This window comes from Allobosea sp., from assembly GCF_035944895.1.
Taxonomy (GTDB): Bacteria; Pseudomonadota; Alphaproteobacteria; order Rhizobiales; family Beijerinckiaceae; genus Allobosea.
This window is the reverse complement of record NZ_DASZAT010000005.1, coordinates 439895-460145: the sequence shown is the minus strand read 5'-3', so window position 1 is coordinate 460145 and position 20251 is coordinate 439895. Positions and strand designations below refer to the sequence as shown.

The window sequence follows — 20251 nt, the reverse complement described above, 5'->3', positions numbered from 1 at the left end:
CATCGCCCTGCAGAAGAATCGCCACAGGACCAGCTCAGCTCGTGGCGACGCGCTCCTCCTGGGAGGCCTTCGCCTGCCAGGAGGCCCAGCTCGGCCGCTCCAGATGAAACAGGTCTGAGCTCCGCAGATAGGCGCCCCCTCCATGCATGCGGGCGACAAGCTCGAGCGCCACCGTGTCGATATGGCAGCGTTCCGCATCCAGCACGAAACGGTCCTCGACATGGGCGCACAGGACGCGGCCGATGACGATCGTCTGCAGCGGCCCCGTGACGAGCGAGGTCAGGGCCTGGCACTCGAATGCGACCCGCGCCGTTCGGATGCGCGGCGGAGAGATGAAGCGTGAGGCCGCGGCCTCCAGCCCGGCGAGGACCACCTCGTCGACCTCAGGCGGCGCATCGATGCAGGTCACGTTCATCGCCGCAGCGTCGGTTTCCGCCACCAGGTTGACGACGAACTCCCCGGTTTCCAGGATATTGGCGGCGGTATCCTTGAGCGCTCCGGCCTTCGGCATGATGCCAATGGCGACAGTCGGCGGGTCGTTGCCCATCATGTTGAAGAAACTGAACGGAGCGGCATTGAGCACGCCGTCGCGCGACAGCGTGGTGATCCAGGCGATGGGCCGCGGCACGATCGTCGCCGTCATGATCTTGTAGCGGTCCTGTGGGGGCAGTGCGCCCATGTCGAAGATCATGCTCGACCTCGGTCTTGTCGTCAGGAGCGACCGGGCATGGCGCCCATCGCTGCAGCGAGAGCCGGCGCCAGCACGCCATCGGAGCTGGCGAGGTCCAGCGCTATGTCGAAATGGTTGTGTCGCGGCATTGCGATCACCTCGCTGCGATGCCCCGCCGCGATCCAGGCTGCAGCATAGTCAGCGGTCTGGCGTCGGAACTCGCTGGTTTCCAGCCCGCCGACCGAGGCCAGCAATGTCGTAGTCGAATTTCGGGGAATGTGCCGGATCGGGCTGTTGCGGGCGATCGCGGCATCGTCCAGACAGAGCCAGGCATCGACATGGGTGGAGCGCAGCGGTTCGATGTCGTGCAGTCCCGACAGAGCCAGACCAACCCTAATGGCATCGTCCGGCAGTCCGAAATCGGCCTGCCAACCGCCGGCCAGCAGCATCCCGACGAGGTGACCGCCGGCCGAGGAGCCACCGACGGCGAGGCTGCCAAGACCGTATTGCGCGCGCCGGGCATGGAGGAAAGCAACGGCAGCGCGCGTCTGCCTGACGATCTCGTCGAGCGAGGCCTGCGGCGCCAGCGTGTAGTTCATCACCGCGACGGCAAAGCCATGAGCCTTCGGGCCCGGCACGACGAAGGCGTTGTCGTCCTTCGAGCTGGCCCGCCAGTAGCCGCCATGGACCCAGAGGAAGAGCGGGGCGCCAGGTTCGGCCGGATAGAAGTCGAGCGTCTCGCCGCTGCCCTCGTCATAGACGATGCCGGCGATGCGCTCGTGCTCCCGTTGCACCTGCGCGCTGACCGAGGCGTATTTGGCATATTCGGCGTCAAAGGAGGCGACGCTCTCACGGGCATTGTACTCGCGGTCGAGCGTGGCGCGGTCGAAGCCGCGATAGACCGGTTCGCTGGCTGTCAGCGCCATGGCAATGTCCTCACAGACCGAGATAGCGGCTGGCGAGATCGGGATCGTCGTGCAGCGCGGCCGGCGTGCCGGCCCAGACGATCCGTCCCTTCTCGACGACGTGGTGGCGGTCGACCAGGGAGGCCATCTCCGACAGGTTCTTGTCGACGACGACGATGGTCTGCCCTGCCGCCTTGAGCGTCTGTAGGCAGCGCCAGATCTCGGCGCGGATCAGCGGCGCGAGTCCCTCCGTCGCCTCGTCGAGAATGAGGAGGCGCGGGTTGGTCATGAGTGCGCGCCCGACCGCCAGCATCTGCTGCTCGCCGCCCGACAAGGTCCTCGCCGACTGCCGCCGCCTTTCGCCCAGGCGCGGGAACAATTCGATGACGCGCGGCAAGGTCCAATGCCCGGCGCTGCCGCCGCGGGCGGTGGCAACCAGGTTTTCCTCCACCGTCAGCGAGGGGAACACCCGCCGCCCTTCCGGCACCAGCCCGATGCCGAGCCGGGCGATGGCGTTCGGCGCCAGCCCGGCAAGCGGCCGGCCATCGAACGCGATCTCGCCGCCGGTGGACCGAGTCAGTCCCATGATGGCGCGGATCGTGGTCGTCTTGCCCATGCCGTTGCGGCCAATCAGCGATACGACCTCGCCGGTGCGGGCCTCGAAGGACAGCCCGAACAGGACCCGCGCATGGCCGTAGCCGGCCGCGAGTTCGCGCACGCTCAGCATGCCGGCTCTCCCCCGAGATAGGCGGCCCGGACTGCGGGATCGCTCCGTACCTCCGCCACCGTGCCGGTGAAGATGACGCGCCCATAGACCAGCACGCTGACGCGGTCGGCCAAAGCGAACACGGCGTCCATGTCGTGCTCGACGAGGAGGATGGCGTAGCGCCGTTTCAACCCGCCGAGCAGCCGGGTCATCGCCGCCGTTTCCTCCGGCCCGAGCCCGGCCATCGGCTCGTCGAGCAGTAGCAGCTTCGGCTCGCGTGCAAGCGCGACAGCGATCTCGAGCTGCCGGCGCTGGCCATGGGCGAGTGTCGCCGCCGGCCTGTCGGCGAGATCACCGAGGCCGACCTCGGCGAGCCGCTCGCGTGCACTGGCGATGGCGCCGGCATTGCCGCGCGGGTTCGAGACCATGTCGAACGAGCCGCCGCCCCGGGTCTCGATCGACAGCAGCACGTTCTCGATTGCGCTGAAGTCGGGACAGAGCTGGGTGATCTGGAAGGTTCGCCCGAGCCCGAGCCGCGAGCGCAGATGGGGGCGCAGCCGGGTGACGTCGCGCCCGTCGAACAGGATACGGCCGGTATCCGGCTTCAATTCCCCACAGATCTGGGTGATCAGCGTCGATTTTCCGGCGCCGTTCGGGCCGATGAGCGCATGGAGCTCGCCGGCGCGAATATCGAGCGTGACATCGTCGGTCGCGACCAGCGCTCCAAAGGCCTTGCGCAGCCCGTCGATCGCCAGGATCGGTGCCTGCTGCTGAGAGGACACTTCAGCCATTTCGCTCTCCGAACAGGCGTCCGGCGAGACCGCGGCGGCCGAACAGCGCGACCAGCGTCAGGATCGGCCCCATCACGATCATCCAATGCTCGGTCCAGATCGAAAGGAGCTGCTCGAGCGCGATGAAGACGGCGGCCCCGGCAATCGGGCCAAGCAGCGTTCCCAGCCCGCCGAGCACGACGATCGCGATGAATTCGCCCGACTTGCTCCACACGGCCATGTCGGGCGACACGAAGCGGGCGTAATTGGCCCAGAGCACGCCGGCGAGGCCGGTCCCGACGGCGGAGATGACGAAGGCTGCGAGCCGGAACGGGAACGGATCGACCCCGAGGTTGATCGAGCGCCGCTCGCTCTGCCGCAGCGCCTGGAGGACGAGGCCGAAGCGGGAGTTCACGATCCTGGAACAGAAGGCCGTCCAGCCGATCAGCATCGCGACGCAGACATAGTAGAAGGTCGTCGGCCGCGAGAGGTCGATGAAGGGCAGCGTATTACGCCGGTCGAGCAGCAGGCCGTCATCGCCGCCATAGCTCTGCAGCGAGACGAGCACGAAGAAGACCATCTGCGCGAAGGCGAGCGTGATCATGATGAACTGCACGCCGCTGGTCTTCAGCGAGAGCGCCCCGACGATCGCGGCCAGAAGCGCGCAGGCCACCAGCGCCAGCGGCCAGACGATCAGCGCTGCATTCGAGCCCGACCAGCCGAACAGCGGTTCGCCCGCGGCGGTGTGAAAGGCGACGATGCCGACGGCGTAGCCGCCGAGCCCGAAGAACATGGCATGGCCGAAGCTGACCAGCGCGCCATAGCCCAGGATCAGGTCGAGACTGACAGCGGCGATGGCGTAGATGGCGATGCGGTTGGCAAGGCCGAGCAACCCGGCCGAGCCGGTCAGCTGGGCGAGAATGGGAGCGGCCAGCAGGAGGATGAGCCCGCCGGCGATAACAACCAGGCGGAGGCGGGAGGTCATCATCACCCTCACCCCCTCGCCGGCAGCAAGCCATTGGGCCGGACGAGCAGGACGATGGCCATCAGCAGATAGATGCTGGCCGACACCAGCCCGGCGCCGAGCGTGTCGGCCGTCGTGGCCGGCAGCGACAAGAGCAGGAGCTGCGGGATGTAGGCCCGCCCGAGGCTGTCGACCATGCCGACGAGCAGCGCTCCGACCAGCGCGCCGCGAACCGAGCCGACACCGCCCACGACGATGACGACGAAGGTGGTGATCAGCACCCGCTCGCCCATGCCGATCTCGATGGCGAGCAGCGGCGCGGCCATGACGCCGGCGAGTCCGCAGAGCGCGCCACCCAATCCGAAGACCAGCGTGTAGAGCCGGCGGATATCGACGCCGAGCGCATCGACCATCTCGCGGTCGTCGGCACCGGCCCGGATCAGCATGCCGACGCGGGTGTGGTTGACGAGCAGCCACAGGCCGATCGCGACCAGCGCGCCGGTGACGATGAAGGCGACGCGCATCAACGGGTAGTCGAGGCCCGGTAGCAGCGGCACCGAGCCCTGCAGGAAGGACGGGATGTCCATCAGCGGCGGGCGACGGCCGAAGATCATGCTCACGGCTTCGTTGGTGAACAGGATCAGGCCGAGCGTCGCCAGCACCTGGTAGAGATGGTCGCGGCGGTACAGCCATTGCACCACCGCGACTTCGACGAGCACCGCATAGAGCCCGGCCCCGATCAGGGCCGCCGCAATGCCGACCAGGAAGGAACCGGTGGAGAGCACCGCGAATGCCGCGCAATAGGCGCCGACCATGTAGAAGGCGCCATGGGTGAGATTGATCACCCCCATGATCCCGAAGATCAGCGTCAATCCCGATGCCAGCAGAAACAGCATCGATCCGTATTGCAGGCCATTGAGCGCCTGCTCGACAAAGAGGATCATCTCCACACGCCCTTGTTGCGCGGTGAATCAGGCGTCAAACGTGCCGGCCGATTTTTCAGTGCTCAGTTGAGCTTGCACTGGGCGGCGTAGGCGTCGCCGTAGTCCTCGGCGATCTTGCGGACGATCGTCTGCACGATCTCGCCGGAAGGGCGCTTCTCGAACTTCGTCAGATAGTAGTCCTGCACCGGATGTTGGTTCGGCCCGAAGGAGAACTTGCCGCGTACCGCCGTGAACTGCGCCGCCAGCAGCGCCTTGCGGAACTCGTCCTGCTTGCCGATGTCGCCATTCACCGCCTTGAGGGCACTGCCGATCAGGTTGGCTGTGTCATAGGCCTGCTGGGCATACATGGTCGGGGTCCGGGAATAGGCCTTGCGGAAAGCGTCGACGAAAGCCTTGGAGGCTGGGTTGGTGGCCTCGGGCGTCCAGAGCGCGGAGGCGTAGATGCCGTCCGCGGCATCGCCGGTCGCGCCGACCATATGCGCATCCATCGAGAAGGCCGGGATCAGCATGGGAATGCTCTTGCCCAGTCCGGCATTGGCATATTGCTTGGCGAAGTTGATGCCGGCGCCGCCGGGGTGGAACTGGTAGATCGCCTCAGGCGCGAGCGAGCGGACACGCGCGAGCTCGACCGAGAAGTCGGTCTGGTCGAGCTTGGTGTAGATCTCGCCGACAATCTCGCCCTTGAAGGTGCGCTTGAAGCCCTCCAGCGCATCGCGGCCGGCCTGGTAGTTCGGCGCCAGCAGCGCGACGCGCTTGTAGCCGAGCCGGTTGGCGGAAAGACCTGCCGCCTCGTGGAAGGCGTCGTTCTGGTAGGAGGCGACGAAATAGTTCCGGTGGCAGCGCTCGCCTGCAAAGGACGAAGGGCCGGGATTGAGGCTGACATAATAGCCGCCAGATTCCAGGACGCCCGGGACCACGGCCGCGAGCACGTTCGAGAAGTTCACGCCGGTGAAGAGCTTGACGCCGGACTGGATCAGCCGGTCTGCCGCCTGCTTGGCGTTCGCCGGCTTCAGCGCATCGTCCTCGACCGCGAGGATGACAGGCACGCCGCCAAGCTTGCCGTCAGTCAAGGCGAGCTGGAAGCCGGCGCGGATGTCCTCGCCGATATAGCCGGCCGGCGTCGAGAGCGTGGTGATGAAGCCGATTGTGACCGGAGCGTTCGCGCCGGCCTGGGCGAAGGCTGATTGCATCATCGGGATCGTGGCTGCCGATGCGAGGCTGGCGACGATCATCCTGCGTGTGAATGCTGACCTGTTCATCGAATTCCCCTCCGTGTCGGCACGGCTGTGACCGCGGCCTTTTGTCGTTGATGCTTGGATGTCAGGCCGCCACGACGGGGTGGCGGATCTGCCCGATGCCGTCGACACCGGCTTCGACCACATCTCCCGGCCAGAGCCATTCCTGCGGCGTCCGGCCTGCCCCGACGCCGTCCGGCGTGCCGGTGGCGATGATGTCGCCGGGTTCCAGGGTGATCGCAGCGCTGATGTCGGCGATCAGCACCGGGATCTTGAACAGCATATGGCGCGTGTTGGAGCGCTGCTTGGTCTCACCATTGACGGTCAGCCAGAGGTCGAGCGCATGCGGCTCAGTGACCTCGTCGGCCGTGACGATGCAGGGGCCGAAGGGCGCGTAGGTGTCCTGGCCCTTCGAGTAGATCCACTGGCCGGCGCGACGATTGTCGCGGGCGCTGACATCGATCATCACGCTGTAGCCGAAGACGAAACCCATCGCCTCGGCTTCGGTGACGCGGCGCGCGGTGCGGCCCATGACCACCGCGAGCTCGACCTCCCAGTCCAGCTGCTGCGTGATCCTGCCGTTGTGCTCGATCGCCTCGCCGGGACCGATGACGCTGGTCGGCGGCTTCGAGAAGATCACGGGCTGCTTCGGCAGCTCCTTCGGCGTGTCGAGCGTCGCGGCCGATTCCGCGACATGCTCGACGTAATTGAGGCCGATGCCGAAAATGTTCTTTCGAGGGCGCGGTATCGGGGCCAGCAGCCTGACATTGACGAGCGGGAAGGCCGAATGGGCGGGCCAGCGCCCACGATACTGGTCCAGCAGCGCGCTCAGCGACGCCAGCCCGGCCGGCCCGAGGTCGATGAGATCGAGCATCGCCGAGGGCAGATCGAGATCGGCACAGGCGCCGAGGGCGGCGACGTCGATGACGAGATCGTCCTCGATGACGCCGAGACGCGCCGAGGCTTCGATCGCGCTGCGATAGGTAACAAGACGCATGATCGGCAGCCCTCAGAGTGCGAGCGGCTGGTGGCCGCCATTGTCGCCGAACGCTTCCTCGCGATAGAGGCCGAGCGAGTTCATCACCGGCATGTCGTTGAAAGCGAAGAGGCAGGCATCGTCGCTTGCCGATGCGTTGGCGTGCTCGTGCCAGGCCCAGGACGGCACGCAGAAGATGTCGCGCTCCTGCCAATCGAAGCGCTTGCCGTCGATGACCGAATGGCCGCTGCCCTTGGCGACCTGGTAGATGAAGCTGCCGGTATGGCGATGTGCCTTGGTCTTCTCGCCCGGCCGCAGCATCTGCATCGAGGCGCCGATGGTCTGCATCACCGGCCCGCCGGTGACCGGATTGACGTAGTTCATCAGCACGCCGTCGAAGGCCGAGCCATCCGTCACCTTGGCAAAGCGCGTCAGCGCCTCGTAGGTCGGAGCCCATTCGTATTTCAGCAGCGGCGAGTAGGGCTTGCCCCAGTCATGGCCTGCCGGCCGCAGGCCGGGATTGCCCCAGGCCCCGGTCATATCGTCGACGGGATAGCCGACAGCCTGGCGCAGGTCGGAATGGACCGCGTAGAAATTCGCTTCCAGCGCGTTGACCAGCGGGATGTCGAGACCGTCCTGCCAGATGCAGGGCGAACCGTCGGACGAGACGCCATGCTCGTGCCAGGTGCCATTCGGCGTCAGCACGAAGTCGTTGGCCCCGAGCGTCATCTTGTGGCCGTCGACGATCGTGTACGCGCCCGAGCCTTCCATGATGAAGCGCAGCGCCGAGGCTGAATGCGCATGGGCGGACGCGGTCTCGCCGGGGTGCATGACCTGCAGGCCGGAATAGAGCCAGCCCACGGCGGCGGAGACGTCCCGCCGGCCGGGATTGTTCAGGTAGATCACGCGGCGGCCGGCCTTTTCGGGCGTCACCAGCTCGACCGAGCGCAAGACATGCTCACGCAGGTCGCGATAGCGCCAGAGGACGGGGACGGAGGCTGACTTGGGCGCCCAGGGCTCGATCTTGTTGGCCACGGTCCAGAGCGCGCCCGCTTCGAGCGCCTCCAGCTCCTCGTAATAGGCCAGCAGCTCTGGCGTGTCCTCGACGTTCGCGCGCCCGGCGACGTCCTCTCGATGGTTCTGCTTCGGAGCTGACATGGCGGCCTCCTCTCAATCGGGTGATTTTGGTTAGCATGCAGGATTTTCGAAAGAAAGATATTTTTGCGTTAGATATGCATTCGTGTAGAGTCGACCCGGAACCGAGGAATGGGATCGAATCGTGCGCGTGAAGCGGAATGCGGCAGCCATGGCGAGCCATGACGAGACGGCGTCACCCGAGGCGTCGTTCACAGCGGCCGAAACCGCCTATCGGCGGCTGCGGAGCGATATCGTTGCGGGTGTCTTCGAGCCCGGCCAGCCGCTGCGGCTCGAATTCCTGCGTCAGCGCTACGGCTTGAGTTTCTCGCCCCTGCGCGAGGCCTTGAACCGGCTGCAGACCGAAAGGCTCGTGCTGGCGGCAGCGCTGCGCGGCTTTTCAGTCGCTCCCGTCTCGATCGAAGAGATGTGGGATGTGACGGAGACGCGGTCGCTGATCGAATGCGAGGCTCTGAAGCGCTCGATCGAGCGCGGCGACGATGACTGGGAGGCTGGGATCGTCGCGGCCTTCCATGCGCTGGACCTGCAGGTGCGCCGGCTCGCTCCGATCGGCCGCGAGCTCAGCGTCGACGAACTCTCAACGCTCGAAATCCGCCATCAGGAATTCCATAGCGCGCTGATCGCCAGATGCGGCTCTCGCCGGCTGATCAACCTGTCCGACCAGCTTCATGTCGAGACCCAGCGCTATCGCCTGCCAGCGCTCGCGGGAAAGATGCCGACGGGCACGCGCGACGTGGCGCTCGAGCATCGGCAGATCATGGACGCGACGCTCGCGAGAGATGCCGACAAGGCGCAGGCCCTTCTTGCCGCGCACTACCGGCGAACGGCGGAACTGATCGAGGCGCAGATGTCGCCTCGAGCCAACTAACGCGTTTCCAGGCAAGCCGAAGCGTCGGCCCGGCGCCGGCAAAGGGCAGAGCCGCTTGCCAGCGAAGTCCGAATGGCCGCTTGCGGCGCGCAGATGTCACAGCATCGGATGCTCCGGGGCTACTTGAGCGCACACTGGAGAAAATCCGCAATTCTCCGAACTGCAGAATTGCTCTACGCCTTTGTTTTATCGTATTTTCTTCACGCGAAGCCGGCGCTCGCTTCGCTCGAAAATGCCCTAGTTGAGCGACATCGATCTTGGCAGCCAGAGCGCGAGATCCGGCCAGACGAGCAGCATCGCGATCAGCAGGAAGGGCCCGGCCAGGAATGGCAGTACCCCGCGATACATCGCGCCGAGGCTGATCTCCGGCGCCTGCGTCCGGATGACGAAAAGGTTCATCCCGACCGGCGGGTGAATCAGGCCGATCTCGACGACGATAACGAGGAGCACGCCGAACCAGATCGGATCGTAGCCAGTGGACAGCACCAGCGGCAGCAGGACCGGCACCGTCACCAGCACCATGCCGATGCCTTCGAGGAAACAGCCGAGGAAGACATAGAAGGCGATCAGCAGCAGCATCACCGAGAGCGGCGACAGACCGAGCGCCGTGATCCCTCTGACGACCGATTGCGCCATGCCGGTCTGCACGACGAAATAGGAGAAGATCGTCGATCCCAGCACGATCAGCACGAGGTTGGCGGTGATCCGCGTCGTCTCGGTGAAGGCGGTGCTGATGTCGCCGCGGGCGAATCCCTTGCGCAGCAGCCCGAGCAGCAAGGCACCGAAGGCGCCGACGGCGGCCGCCTCGGTCGGGCTGAACCAGCCGAGATAGATGCCGCCGAAGGTGACGAGGAAAAGCGCCGCCACATCCCAGATGTTGAGGACGAGCCGGAACGCCTGTGCCTTGCCTTCGCTCGGCAGCTTCGGCGCCGCCTCCGGCCGCAGGCGCACCCAGACAGAGACGGTCAGCAGATAGAGCCCGGTCAGGACGAGACCAGGGATGAGCGCGGCGGCGAAGAGCTTGATGATCGAGAGCTGGGCGATGATGCCGTAGATCATCAGGATCAGCGAGGGCGGGATCAGGATGCCGAGAGTGCCGCCGGCCGCGACCACCCCCGCCGCCAGCGCCGGCGAATAGCCGGCCTTCAGCATTTGCGGGATCGAGATCCGGCTCATCGTCGCCGCGGTCGCCAGCGAGGAGCCGCAGACCGCGCCGAAGGCGGCCGAAGCACCGACTGCCGCCATGGCGAGCGAGCCACGCATGCCGGCGAAAATCGCATTGCTCGCCCGGAACAGGTCACCCGAGAGGCCGGCCATCGTCGCCAGCGCGCCCATCAGCGTGAACAGCGGCAGGACGGAGAGCGCATAGGCGGAGGAGAGTTCGAGCGGCACCGCGCCGAAGACGAGGCGCGCCTTGGCGAAGCCGTCGATCGCGGCGTAACCGACGAAGCCGACGAGGCCGAGCGCGACGCCGACCGGGATGCGCGCCAGGATCATGCCGACCAGGGTCGCCATGCCGATCAGGCCGATGGAGGTCGCGCTCATGAGGCGGCTCCGTTGTTGCCATGCAGGGCCGGAGGATGCGGGGCAACGGCATCGGCCGTGCGCGGGAAAGCTCGGGCTTGCCCGATCGCGCGGCCAAGCACGACGAAGATCGAGACAATCAGCGCCAGCTCGATCGCGAGCAGCAGCAGGAAGATCGGCACCGGCAGATCGGGCTTCTGGTCGCCGAAGCGATAGGCATCCATGAGCGGCTGGATCAGGGTCACGGCCAGCAGGGCCAGGAATGCGAGCGTCGCGACCTCGCCGGCGAGCCGCATCGCCGCCAGCGTGCGCGGGCGCACCATCGTGTCGAACAGATCGACCTTGATCTGCTCGTCGCGGCGGAAGCATTCCGGCAAGGCGAGGAAGGCGACGAGCACCAGCGTGACCTCGACCAGGTCGAGCGTGCCGTGCAGCGGCTTGTTGAAGGCGAGCCGGGCGCCGATATCGACCATCGTCCATAGAACCATGACCGCAAGCGCCAGCGCGCCGGCCATGGTCAGCAGCCGCGCGGGGTCGAGGCGGCGGAGCTTGCCAGGGCTCATTTGGCGGCAGCCACGGCGGCGCGCAGCTCGTCATAGAACGGCTTCGCCTTGATGCCCTTGGCCTCGACCCTGGCGATGAAGCTCGCCGTGATCGGCTTGGCGAGTTCCTCGAAGGCGGCCCGCTCGGCGCCGCTGAGCTCGGGGATTTCGGCATTGGCGGCGCGCAGATAAGCTCGTCCCTCCTCCTCCGCCTGATCATAGATGGCGCCGACCTTGCGGGCTGCCGCCGGGCCGGTCGTATCGTCGATCAGCTTGCGCAGGTCGTCGGGCAGCGACTTGTACTTCTCCGCGTTCATCACCAGCGCGAAGGTGCCCGCGGCGGCGTCGAGCTGCGTCACCGACTTGACGCTCTCTGCCATCTGGAAGGACTTCGCCGCCTCGTAGTTGAAGAACATGCCGGCGATCGTGCCCTTTGACAGCGAATCTGCCAGCTCGGCCGGCGGCACCGCAGCCGGCGTCGCGCCCCAGGCTTCGAGCATCGCCGAGGCGATCGGCCCGTTATGGCGCATGCGCAGCCCGCGCATCCCGGCCGGGCTCTTCACCGCCGGCCGGTTGAAGAACAGGCTCAGCGTCGGCGTCGCGATGAAATAGAGCGGCTTCGTGCCCTCGTGCTCGGCGGCGAGCTTGCCGGAGAGCTCGGTCAGGATGCCGGAGGCCTCAGCCGTGCTCAGCGCCTTGGCGCTCGCCCCCTCGCCGCGATTGAAGGCGTAGGGCAGGTGCGAGATCTCGGTCAGCGGGAAGCGGCCGGGCAAGGCGCCGTGCAGGAAGAAGGCGATGTCGGCGACTCCGGTGCGGGCGAGGTCGTATTGCCGCGGCATCGGGCCCATCTGCGCAGCCGGGAAGATGGCGAGCTTGAGCCGGCCGTTCGAGCGCTGCGCCAGCTCGGCGCTCCAGGCTTCCAGCTGCTTGTGCATCTGGTGGTTCGGCGGCAGGTAATGCGAGACCTTGAGCTCGACGGTCTGCGCCATGGCTCCGGTGCTCGCCAGCGACACCGCCAGCGCCGCGCCGAGCAAGGCACCGATCACTCCCCGTTTCATCGTATCCTCCCCGTTCTGTCGTCTTGTTTCTTATGCGTCTTCTCTAGGCGGCCGTGGCTGGTATCCCGATTGCGGCGTCCTGTTTCATCCGGCCAGTGACGATGGCGAGCAGCGCCTCGCAATCGGCCGGGAGCGTATCGCCACGCCAGGCGACATGCTGGTCCGGCCTGATCAGGGCAAAACGCGCGCCATAGCGGGCGGGCAGACGGCGATCACCTGGCAGCAGCAATGTCAGCGGCACACCGAGGCGGGTCGCCGCTGCGATCAGTGGCGCTGCCTCTGCGCCGTCGCCAGCCGTGGCGAGCAGGGTGAAGCCCCGGCCGAAATGGTCATAAAGCGACGACCCGTCGGCGAGCCAGAGATGGGGCGCAAGGCATCCCGGATGGGCCGAGGGCACATAGAGCATGAAGTGCTCGATCGGCGGTGCGCTGCCATCGGGCACGATGATGGCTGAATCCTCGTAGCGCGTGCCGAGCACGATGCCGAGGGTGCGGAATTCGCGCAGCTTCGTCGCCTCGATCAATTCACCGACCTCACGCCGCGTGGCATCGCCGAGCGGGCCCGGCTCTTCCAGACCCTGGCGGACGAGCTGGTTGCCGACGGCGCCGTAGTTGATCACCGCCTCGGCGATGGTGCGCTCATGCACCTTGCGCCGCTCGGCCGCATAGCTCGCGAGCAGCTCGGGCCCGCCCCAGCCCTGCAGCACCGCCGCCAGCTTCCAGCCGAGGTCGACGGCGTCGCCGATGCCCATGTTCATGCCGAAGCCGCCGAAGGGCGGATGCAGGTGGCAGGCATCGCCAGCGAGGAAGACGCGGCCCTTCTCATAGCGATCGGCGACCAGGCGGTGCGCGACCCAGGGGTCGCGGCCGACGATCTCGATGTCGAGGTCGGCGAGGCCGGTGCCGCGGCGGATCAGCTCGACCGGATCGACGCTCGCCGGGTCGACATCGTTGGCGAGCTTTGTCGCCATGAAGAACCAGAGGCCCTCGCTGTCCATCGGCCCGAGCAGCGAGGGCACCTCCTCGTTGACCATCCAGTACATGATCGCCGGGCCATGGGCGTGGCGCGATGCCAGCCCGGGTGCGCGGAAGATGATGTTGTAGTTCTTCGAGAAGGCGCCTTCGCCCTCCATTTTGGCGCCGATCGCTTCCCGCACCGAGCTGCGCGCGCCGTCGGCGCCGATCAAATAGGCGCCGGATACCTCGCGCTCCGCGCCGCTGGTCACATCCTTCAGGCGCGAGACGACGCTGCGGCCATCATCGGCGAAGGAGGTGAGCTCGGTGTTGAAGCGGATCTCGACGCCGGGTAGCGAGGCGGCGTGCTGGCGTAGCACCTCCTCCAGCACATATTGCGGCACCCATTGCGCCTCTTCCGAATAGAGGTCGTTGCGGGCGCGGCTGCCGTTCAACGCATTGCCGAAGCGGGCGAGCTCGGGGCCGTTCATCCGCGTCGCGAAGACAACATTGGAAGGATAGTCCGGCGGGATAGGCGAGGCCGCGCGCAGGGCGTCGGCGATGCCCCAGCGACGCAAATGCTCGCGGCTGCGGACATTGGTGGTCTTGGCGCGCGGCGAGTAGCCGACGCGGTCGTTGCGCTCGACGACGAGGCAGCGAATGCCGCGCTGGCCGAGCTCGATCGCGGCCGCGAGGCCGACCGGCCCGGCGCCGGCGATCAATACGTCGATGTCCTTGCCGGTCTTGATCACGGTTCTCAGCTCCCCATCTGCGATCAGGCTGCGGCCCGCTCCGCAGCTTCCTGCGCGATCGGGTTGACGAGGAGGCCGATGCCCTCGACCTCGACCTCGCAGACATCGCCGGGCTTCATGAAGAGCTGGGGCTTGCGCGCCACGCCGACACCCGCCGGCGTGCCGGTGACGATGACATCGCCGGGCTCCAGCGTGATCGCCTCGCTGATGATCGAGATCAGGCTCGCGACGTCGAAGACCATGTCGTCGGTGCTGGCGCTCTGCACGGTCTCACCGTTCAGCCTGGTCGTGAGCCTGAGGCCGCGTGCGCCGGGCGGGAGCTCATCCGATGTCACCAGCGCCGGGCCGAAGGCGCCGGTGCCGTCGAAGTTCTTGCCGACGGTCCATTGCGGCGCCTTGAACTGGTAGTCGCGGACCGAGCCTTCGTTGAAGACGGCATAGCCAGCGATATGGTCGAGCGCGCTCGCCTTCGGCACATGCTTGGCGCGCCGGCCGATCACCGCCGCGATCTCGCCCTCATAGTCGAGCTGATCGGACAGGTTCGGGCGGATCAGGGACGCCTTGTGGCCGATCAGGCTGGTAGCGAAACGGCCGAACAGCGTCGGGTAGTCCGGCTGCTTGAACCCGCTTTCGGCCGAATGGTCGGCATAGTTCAGCCCGACGCATATGATCTTGCCGGGGCGCGGCACCACCGGCAGGAAGGTCACGGCCTGCGGGTCGAGCACGGCCGCGGCCGGTGCGGTGTCGAGCGCCTTGGCGATTGCCGCGCGGGCCGCCTCGCCGCCTGTGAGGACGGCGAGCATGTCGCCCGGCAAGCTCGGGCCGGCCTTGGCGAGGTCGATCAGCTCCTGGCCGCGATAGGCGGCGAGAACAGGCTTGCCGCCGCTCAGGATGGTGGCGAGACGCATGGTGTCCTCCTTCTCGGGCGCCTCCAGCCAGCGTGGCGAGGCGATGAATCTGTCAGTTTGTCAGGCGGCGCCGAACAGGGCGGTCAGCCGCCGCTCGGCAAAGAGCCAGGAGCCATCCGGCTCCCTGACATAGCGATCGGCATATTCGGCGATGAGCAGCGGCGTCGCTGATCCCGAGCCCGGTCCATCATGGCGGTAGAGCGTCAGCGCGACCCAGCCGCGCGCCGCATCCGGGGCGACGGGCTCGATCAGGATGTTGCTCTGAAGATGGCGCGAACGGCGTTCGGTCATCGCGGCGCGCTGGCGGCCCCATTCGGCGATGGCCATGCGACCGATCTTGTCGGGACCGATGCCGTAGAGCGCCCCCTCGTCAGCGAAGAGCGCGCCGACCTTGTCCGCCTCGCCATGATCGATCAGCCAGGCATGACGCTGGATCAGCTGCTCGATCGCGAGCCGGTCCTGCGGAGCGAGCGCAGCGCCGGTCACGCCGGCAGACCGAGATCGGGCGTGCCGGCGGGCTGGTAGTCGCCGCGGCGCATCGCGACATGCAGCTCGTCGAAGCCCTGGCCGCCCTTATGGGCCTGATAGACCTTCTCCGGATCGAAGAAGGTGCCGATCGGATTGGCGGCGAAATCCGGCGAGGAACGCATCCATTCGCTCGACTGCCTCCAGTCGCCGTAGGTGTCGCATTGCAGTTCGACGAAATTGCCCTCGGGATCCTTGTAGTAGATCGAGATCGTCATGCCGTGGTCGAGGCTGAAGGCAGGCTGGATGCCCTCGTCCCGCAGGCGGGCATAGGACGACATCAGGTCGGCAAAGCTCCCATACTCGAAGGCACTGTGGTGCATGCCGTTATGGCTGCGCTTGTCGGGATCGTCGCCAAGCCCGGGCGCAGAGAGGAAGGCGACGCGGTGATTGGCCTCGTCATTGGTCGTCCAGGCATTGTTGGCGTCCTGGAAGTTCGGCCTGGCACCGACGACCGTGCCGTACCACGCCACCATCTCGTCAAGACGGCTCGTCTTGAAGGTGACGTGATGGAACGCGGGCTTGATGATCTCCATGCTGTCCTCCCGAAAGGGCAGTCTCCCGGTTTTCCGAGGCGGCCGCTGCTTGTTCGTGAGGAATGGCTAATGCCGCTATAGATACCTGAACAGATGGAAAAATTGCAGGAGCGATAGCAGATCGGTATCAATGAGCCGGGTCCGGAGACCGTGTCGATGAAGCTTGATCACTTCGAGGAGGTGGTGGCGATCGCCGAGCGCGGCAGCATGCGGGCCGCGGCGCGGCATCTGCAGATCGCCCAGCCGGCGCTGACGCGCAGCCTCGCCTTGCTCGAACGGGAACTCGGCGCGCCTCTGTTCGAGCGGCGTGCCCGTGGCGTGGTGGCGACGCCATTGGGCGAGGCCTTCGTCGCCCGCGCCAGATCGATCCTGACCGAGATCAGGCGCACCCGCGAGGAGGTCGAGCAGCTCAGAGGCGCCGGCACCGGCACGGTCACGGTCGGGCTCTCGATCGCGGCGCATCTTGCCCTGCTACCGCCGAGCCTGCGTCCGTTCCGCGCCCGCTACCCCGATATCAGGCTGCATATCATCGAGGGGTTCTATCCGACGCTCGAGGAACGCCTGCGCGACGGCTCGGTCGACTTCTACATCGGTCCCGACGGCGGGGCGCAGCCGGTTCCGCAGCTCAGCCGGGAGGTGCTGTTCCACAATCGCCGCATCGTGCTGTGCCGCGCCGGCCATCCGCTGGCGGCGGCGACATCGCTGCGCGAGCTCGTCGGCCAGGACTGGGTCACGACCTCGATCACCGCCGATGCGAGCGACGAGATCAATGCCTTCTTCGCCCGCCACGGCCTGCCGCCACCGCGCCTCGCGGTGCGCAGCCAGTCGGCTCTGACCCTGCTGACCTGCCTCGCCAACAGCGACCTGCTGGCGATGGTCCCGGCGCAGTGGGAGCGCTTCGAGATGACAGGAAAGGCGCTGATCACGATCAGGGTCGAGGAAGAACTGACAGCGCCGCCGCTGGTGCTGGTCAGGCGCTCCGACCTGCCACTGACGCCGGCCGCATTGCACCTGCTCGACCTGATGCGCCGGGCGACGTCTCGCCTGACTGCGGAGCCATAGCTGTCGGAGCAGCGCGCTATCGGCTTCGAAGGCCCGCTTCAGGGCGGGTCTCCCATGCCCGCATTCGACGCCGAGCATGGAGCAGCTCGATCTCGGCCTGCATACGCTGGCCGCGCTCCTGCACGCCCGCGAGGACGATTTCGACTCGACCGAATGAGCAAAGCACGGCCGGGGAACAGCCGGCCGGAGCGGCCTGATCGCCCGCCGGCGTTCGGCCTCCTGTTGCGATGGCACTTTCCGCGTATATCTACCATTGATGACCTTGATCGCCTTCGACAACTCCTATGCGCGCCTGCCACAGCGCTTCTACGCGGAGGTCGCTCCAACTCCTGTTGCGGCGCCCCGGCTGATCCGGCTGAACAGGCCGCTCGCAGTGGATCTCGGGCTGTCCCCGGACTGGCTGGAAGGCCCGGAGGGCGTTGCCACGCTGTCCGGCAACGACGTGCCGGCCGGCGCGGCGTCGATCGCGACGGCCTATGCCGGCCATCAGTTCGGCGGCTTCAGCCCTCAGCTCGGCGACGGGCGTGCCATCCTGCTCGGCGAGCTGGTCGACCGGCATGGCAGGCGCCGGGATCTCCAGCTCAAGGGGGCTGGCCCGACTCCGTTCTCGCGCCGCGGCGACGGCCGGGCGGCGCTGGGGCCGGTCCTGCGCGAATATGTCGTCAGCGAAGCGATGGCCACTCTCGGCATCCCGACGACGCGCGCGCTCGCTGCGGTCCTGACGGGCGAGGTCGTCCGGCGCGAGACGGCGCTGCCCGGCGCCGTCCTCACCCGCGTCGCCTCCAGCCATATCCGGATCGGCACCTTCCAGTTCTTCGCCGCGCGTGGCGATGTCGAGGCCCTGCGCCTGCTCGCCGACCATGTCATCGCGCGTCACTACCCGGACTGCACCGGTGATGGCCGCTATCTCGCCCTGTTCGAGGCCGTGGTCGCCGCGCAGGCCGCGCTCGTCGCGCAATGGATGACGATAGGCTTCATCCACGGCGTGATGAACACCGACAACATGTCGATCGCCGGCGAGACCATCGACTACGGCCCCTGCGCCTTCATGGATACCTATGATCCGTCGACGGTGTTCAGCTCCATCGACGAGCACGGGCGCTATGCCTTCGGCAACCAGCCACCGATCGCCCGCTGGAACCTCGCGCGCCTGGCCGAGGCGTTGTTGCCGCTGCTGGCCGACGACCCCGACAAGGCCGTGTCGATCGCGCAGGACGCGCTTGGCCGGTTCGATCCGCAATTCCAGCAGCACCTGATCGCAGGCTTCCGTCGCAAGCTCGGCCTCGCCACCGAGGAGGCTGATGACGTCGAGCTCATCAAGGCGCTGCTCGAGGCGATGCAGCGCGGCGAGGCCGATTTCACTTTGGTCTTCCGGCGCCTGAGCGAGGCGGCCGGGCAGGTTGACGGCGCCGGCGCCTGTCGCAGCCTCTTCGCCGATCCGGCCGCGTTCGATGCCTGGCAGGAGCGCTGGCGCCAGCGCCTGCTGCGGGAGCCTGCGACGGCGAAGGAGCGGCAGGATGCCATGCTGGGCACCAACCCGCTGTTCATCCCGCGCAACCACCTGGTCGAGGCAGCGATCCAGGCTGCCGTCGAGCACGATGATCTCGCCCCGTTCGAGACGCTGATCGAAGTTCTCGCCAGGCCTTTCGAGGCGCAGCCCGGCCGTGAGGACCATGCCCGGCCGCCGGCCGCACATGAGCGCGTGATCGCGACGTTCTGCGGAACCTAGGGCGCTCCAGCGAACGCAGGTTCGCCTCCAAGGCTCAGCATTCCGGCAGGTTGACGGCCAGGCCTCCGAGGCTGGTTTCCTTGAAGCGCTCGTTCATGGCTTCGCCGGTCTGGCGCATCGCCTCGATGCAGTTGTCGAGCGGCATGAAATGCGAGCCGTCGCCGCGCAAGGCGAGCGAGGCGGCCGCGACCGCCTTGATCGCGCCGATGCCGTTGCGCTCGATGCAGGGAACCTGGACGAGGCCCGCCGCGGGGTCGCAGGTCATGCCGAGATGGTGTTCGAGGGCGATCTCCGCGGCATTCTCGATCTGCTCGGGCGAGCCGCCCAGCACAGCACAGAAGCCGGCCGCCGCCATCGCCGCGGCCGAGCCGACCTCGCCCTGGCAGCCGGCCTCGGCGCCGGAGATCGAGGCGTTGTGCTTGATCAGCCCGCCGATCGCCGCGGCCGTCAGCAGGAAGTCGGGGATCCGGCCGGGCTCGGCCCCGACGCAGTGGTCGAGATAGTAGCGCAGCACGGCGGGCACGACGCCGGCCGCCCCATTGGTCGGCGAGGTCACCACCCGGCCACCGGCGGCATTCTCCTCGTTCACGGCCATGGCATAGACGCCGAGCCAGTCCGAGGTCGCGTGGGGCTGGGCGCGATTGCTCTGCCGCTCGGCCTCCAGCTGCCGATGGATCTTCGCGGCCCGGCGACGCACGCGCAGGCCGCCCGGCAGTTCGCCCTCCTGGCTCAGGCCCCGCTCGATGCAGCCGTTCATCACCGACCAGAGGCGGGCAAGGCCATTGTCGACCTCGTCCGCCGACCGCAGGTGGATTTCGTTGGCGCGTTTCATCTGCGCGATTGAGAGCCCGCTCTCGCGCGCCATGCGCAGCATCGTCGCCGCATTCGCGAACGGGTAGGGCCAGGAGGATGCCGTGGTGGCCGCTTTCGGCGCCTCGCGCTCCTGCGCCGTCACCACGAAACCACCGCCGATCGAATAATAGGTCTCGGACAAGAGCTCAGCGCCAGCAGCATCCCGGGCGCGGAAGACGAGGCCGTTGGCATGGCCGGGCAAGGGCGGCCCGTAATCGAAGACGATGTCGGTGGCGGGATCGAAGGCGAGCGGCGGCAAGCCGTCGAGACGCAGGCGATGGCTGTGCTGGAGATCCTCGAGCTGCCGCGCAGCCGCGTCGAAATCGAACTCAGCCGGTGTCCAGCCGAGCAGCCCGAGCGCCACGGCGCGATCCGTGGCGTGGCCTTTTCCGGTGAAGGCGAGCGAGCCGTAGAGCGTGGCGCCGACCGCCGCCGCATCATCGCGGGACGGATGCCGGCGCAGCAGGTCCAGGAAATGCGCCGCGGCCGTCATCGGCCCCATCGTATGCGACGAGGACGGGCCGATCCCGATCTTGAAGACGTCGAACACACTCAGAAACATCAAACGCCTCCAGCCCGCCGCGATCCTACACAGTCAGGACAGGAGAGCGAGCGGT

General features: G+C 67.2%; 20 protein-coding genes. 3 read left to right on the top strand and 17 right to left on the bottom strand.

Going from position 1 to position 20251, the window contains the following annotated elements; all coding sequences use genetic code 11:
* Positions 1–34 precede the first annotated feature (34 nt).
* From VGV58_RS04550 to VGV58_RS04510, 9 genes are all read right to left on the bottom strand, one after another.
* Positions 35–691 carry a flavin reductase family protein gene (locus VGV58_RS04550; RefSeq protein ID WP_326872792.1) on the bottom strand — a complete coding sequence of 219 codons (657 nt, stop codon included), beginning with the start codon at positions 689–691 and terminating at the stop codon, positions 35–37.
* A 20-nt stretch (positions 692–711) separates the two neighbouring features.
* Complete coding sequence (locus VGV58_RS04545) at positions 712–1596, bottom strand: alpha/beta hydrolase (protein ID WP_326872791.1); 885 nt, start codon at positions 1594–1596, stop codon at positions 712–714.
* Positions 1597–1606: 10 nt separating this feature from the next.
* The gene (locus tag VGV58_RS04540) at positions 1607–2302 is read right to left on the bottom strand and encodes an ABC transporter ATP-binding protein (RefSeq protein ID WP_326872790.1); all 696 of its coding nucleotides are present in this window, start codon (positions 2300–2302) and stop codon (positions 1607–1609) included.
* The gene (locus VGV58_RS04535; RefSeq protein WP_326872789.1) at positions 2296–3072 is read right to left on the bottom strand and encodes an ABC transporter ATP-binding protein; all 777 of its coding nucleotides are present in this window, start codon (positions 3070–3072) and stop codon (positions 2296–2298) included. Before VGV58_RS04535 ends, VGV58_RS04540 begins: the two co-directional genes overlap by 7 nt.
* A complete protein-coding gene (locus VGV58_RS04530; protein WP_326872788.1) occupies positions 3065–4036 on the bottom strand; it encodes a branched-chain amino acid ABC transporter permease in 972 nt (323 codons plus the stop codon). Before VGV58_RS04530 ends, VGV58_RS04535 begins: the two co-directional genes overlap by 8 nt.
* A gap of 8 nt (positions 4037–4044) precedes the next feature.
* A complete protein-coding gene (locus VGV58_RS04525; RefSeq protein WP_326872787.1) occupies positions 4045–4959 on the bottom strand; it encodes a branched-chain amino acid ABC transporter permease in 915 nt (304 codons plus the stop codon).
* 62 nt (positions 4960–5021) lie between these two features.
* A complete protein-coding gene (locus VGV58_RS04520; RefSeq protein WP_326872786.1) occupies positions 5022–6218 on the bottom strand; it encodes an ABC transporter substrate-binding protein in 1197 nt (398 codons plus the stop codon).
* A gap of 61 nt (positions 6219–6279) precedes the next feature.
* Positions 6280–7191 (bottom strand): fumarylacetoacetate hydrolase family protein, encoded by a 912-nt coding sequence (locus VGV58_RS04515; RefSeq protein ID WP_326872785.1) that lies wholly within the window; start codon positions 7189–7191, stop codon positions 6280–6282.
* Positions 7192–7203: 12 nt separating this feature from the next.
* Positions 7204–8328 (bottom strand): cupin domain-containing protein, encoded by a 1125-nt coding sequence (locus VGV58_RS04510; protein ID WP_326872784.1) that lies wholly within the window; start codon positions 8326–8328, stop codon positions 7204–7206.
* A 121-nt stretch (positions 8329–8449) separates the two neighbouring features.
* Between VGV58_RS04510 and VGV58_RS04505 the strand changes: the two genes are divergently transcribed.
* Positions 8450–9193 carry an FCD domain-containing protein gene (locus VGV58_RS04505; protein WP_326872783.1) on the top strand — a complete coding sequence of 248 codons (744 nt, stop codon included), beginning with the start codon at positions 8450–8452 and terminating at the stop codon, positions 9191–9193.
* Positions 9194–9430: 237 nt separating this feature from the next.
* Here the strand turns inward: VGV58_RS04505 and VGV58_RS04500 are convergent, their stop codons facing one another.
* Genes VGV58_RS04500 through VGV58_RS04470 form a run of 7 tightly spaced genes read right to left on the bottom strand, consistent with a single transcriptional unit; the run spans position 9431 to position 15991 of the window.
* On the bottom strand, positions 9431–10738 hold the full coding sequence (locus VGV58_RS04500; RefSeq protein WP_326872782.1) for a TRAP transporter large permease: 1308 nt from the start codon (positions 10736–10738) through the stop codon (positions 9431–9433).
* A complete protein-coding gene (locus tag VGV58_RS04495) occupies positions 10735–11280 on the bottom strand; it encodes a TRAP transporter small permease (protein WP_326872781.1) in 546 nt (181 codons plus the stop codon). Before VGV58_RS04495 ends, VGV58_RS04500 begins: the two co-directional genes overlap by 4 nt.
* Positions 11277–12317: a TRAP transporter substrate-binding protein gene (locus VGV58_RS04490; RefSeq protein ID WP_326872780.1), complete on the bottom strand. Its 1041-nt coding sequence runs from the start codon at positions 12315–12317 to the stop codon at positions 11277–11279. The genes VGV58_RS04495 and VGV58_RS04490 overlap by 4 nt, the downstream gene beginning before the upstream one ends.
* 43 nt (positions 12318–12360) lie before the next feature.
* Positions 12361–14022 (bottom strand): FAD-dependent monooxygenase, encoded by a 1662-nt coding sequence (locus VGV58_RS04485; RefSeq protein ID WP_326872779.1) that lies wholly within the window; start codon positions 14020–14022, stop codon positions 12361–12363.
* A gap of 23 nt (positions 14023–14045) precedes the next feature.
* Positions 14046–14930 carry a fumarylacetoacetate hydrolase family protein gene (locus tag VGV58_RS04480; RefSeq protein WP_326872778.1) on the bottom strand — a complete coding sequence of 295 codons (885 nt, stop codon included), beginning with the start codon at positions 14928–14930 and terminating at the stop codon, positions 14046–14048.
* A 60-nt stretch (positions 14931–14990) separates the two neighbouring features.
* The gene (locus VGV58_RS04475) at positions 14991–15416 is read right to left on the bottom strand and encodes a nuclear transport factor 2 family protein (protein ID WP_326872777.1); all 426 of its coding nucleotides are present in this window, start codon (positions 15414–15416) and stop codon (positions 14991–14993) included.
* Positions 15413–15991, bottom strand: a complete 579-nt coding sequence (locus tag VGV58_RS04470; RefSeq protein ID WP_326872776.1) for a VOC family protein — start codon at positions 15989–15991, stop codon at positions 15413–15415. The genes VGV58_RS04475 and VGV58_RS04470 overlap by 4 nt, the downstream gene beginning before the upstream one ends.
* A 156-nt stretch (positions 15992–16147) precedes the next feature.
* Here VGV58_RS04470 and VGV58_RS04465 point away from each other — a divergent pair, with 156 nt between their 5' ends.
* Positions 16148–17053, top strand: coding sequence for a LysR family transcriptional regulator (locus tag VGV58_RS04465; RefSeq protein WP_326872775.1), 906 nt, complete (start codon positions 16148–16150; stop codon positions 17051–17053).
* 256 nt (positions 17054–17309) lie between these two features.
* Positions 17310–18782: a protein adenylyltransferase SelO gene (locus VGV58_RS04460; protein ID WP_326872774.1), complete on the top strand. Its 1473-nt coding sequence runs from the start codon at positions 17310–17312 to the stop codon at positions 18780–18782.
* A gap of 34 nt (positions 18783–18816) precedes the next feature.
* Here VGV58_RS04460 and VGV58_RS04455 read toward each other — a convergent pair whose 3' ends face one another.
* On the bottom strand, positions 18817–20196 hold the full coding sequence (locus tag VGV58_RS04455) for an L-serine ammonia-lyase (protein WP_326872773.1): 1380 nt from the start codon (positions 20194–20196) through the stop codon (positions 18817–18819).
* Positions 20197–20251 lie beyond the last annotated feature (55 nt).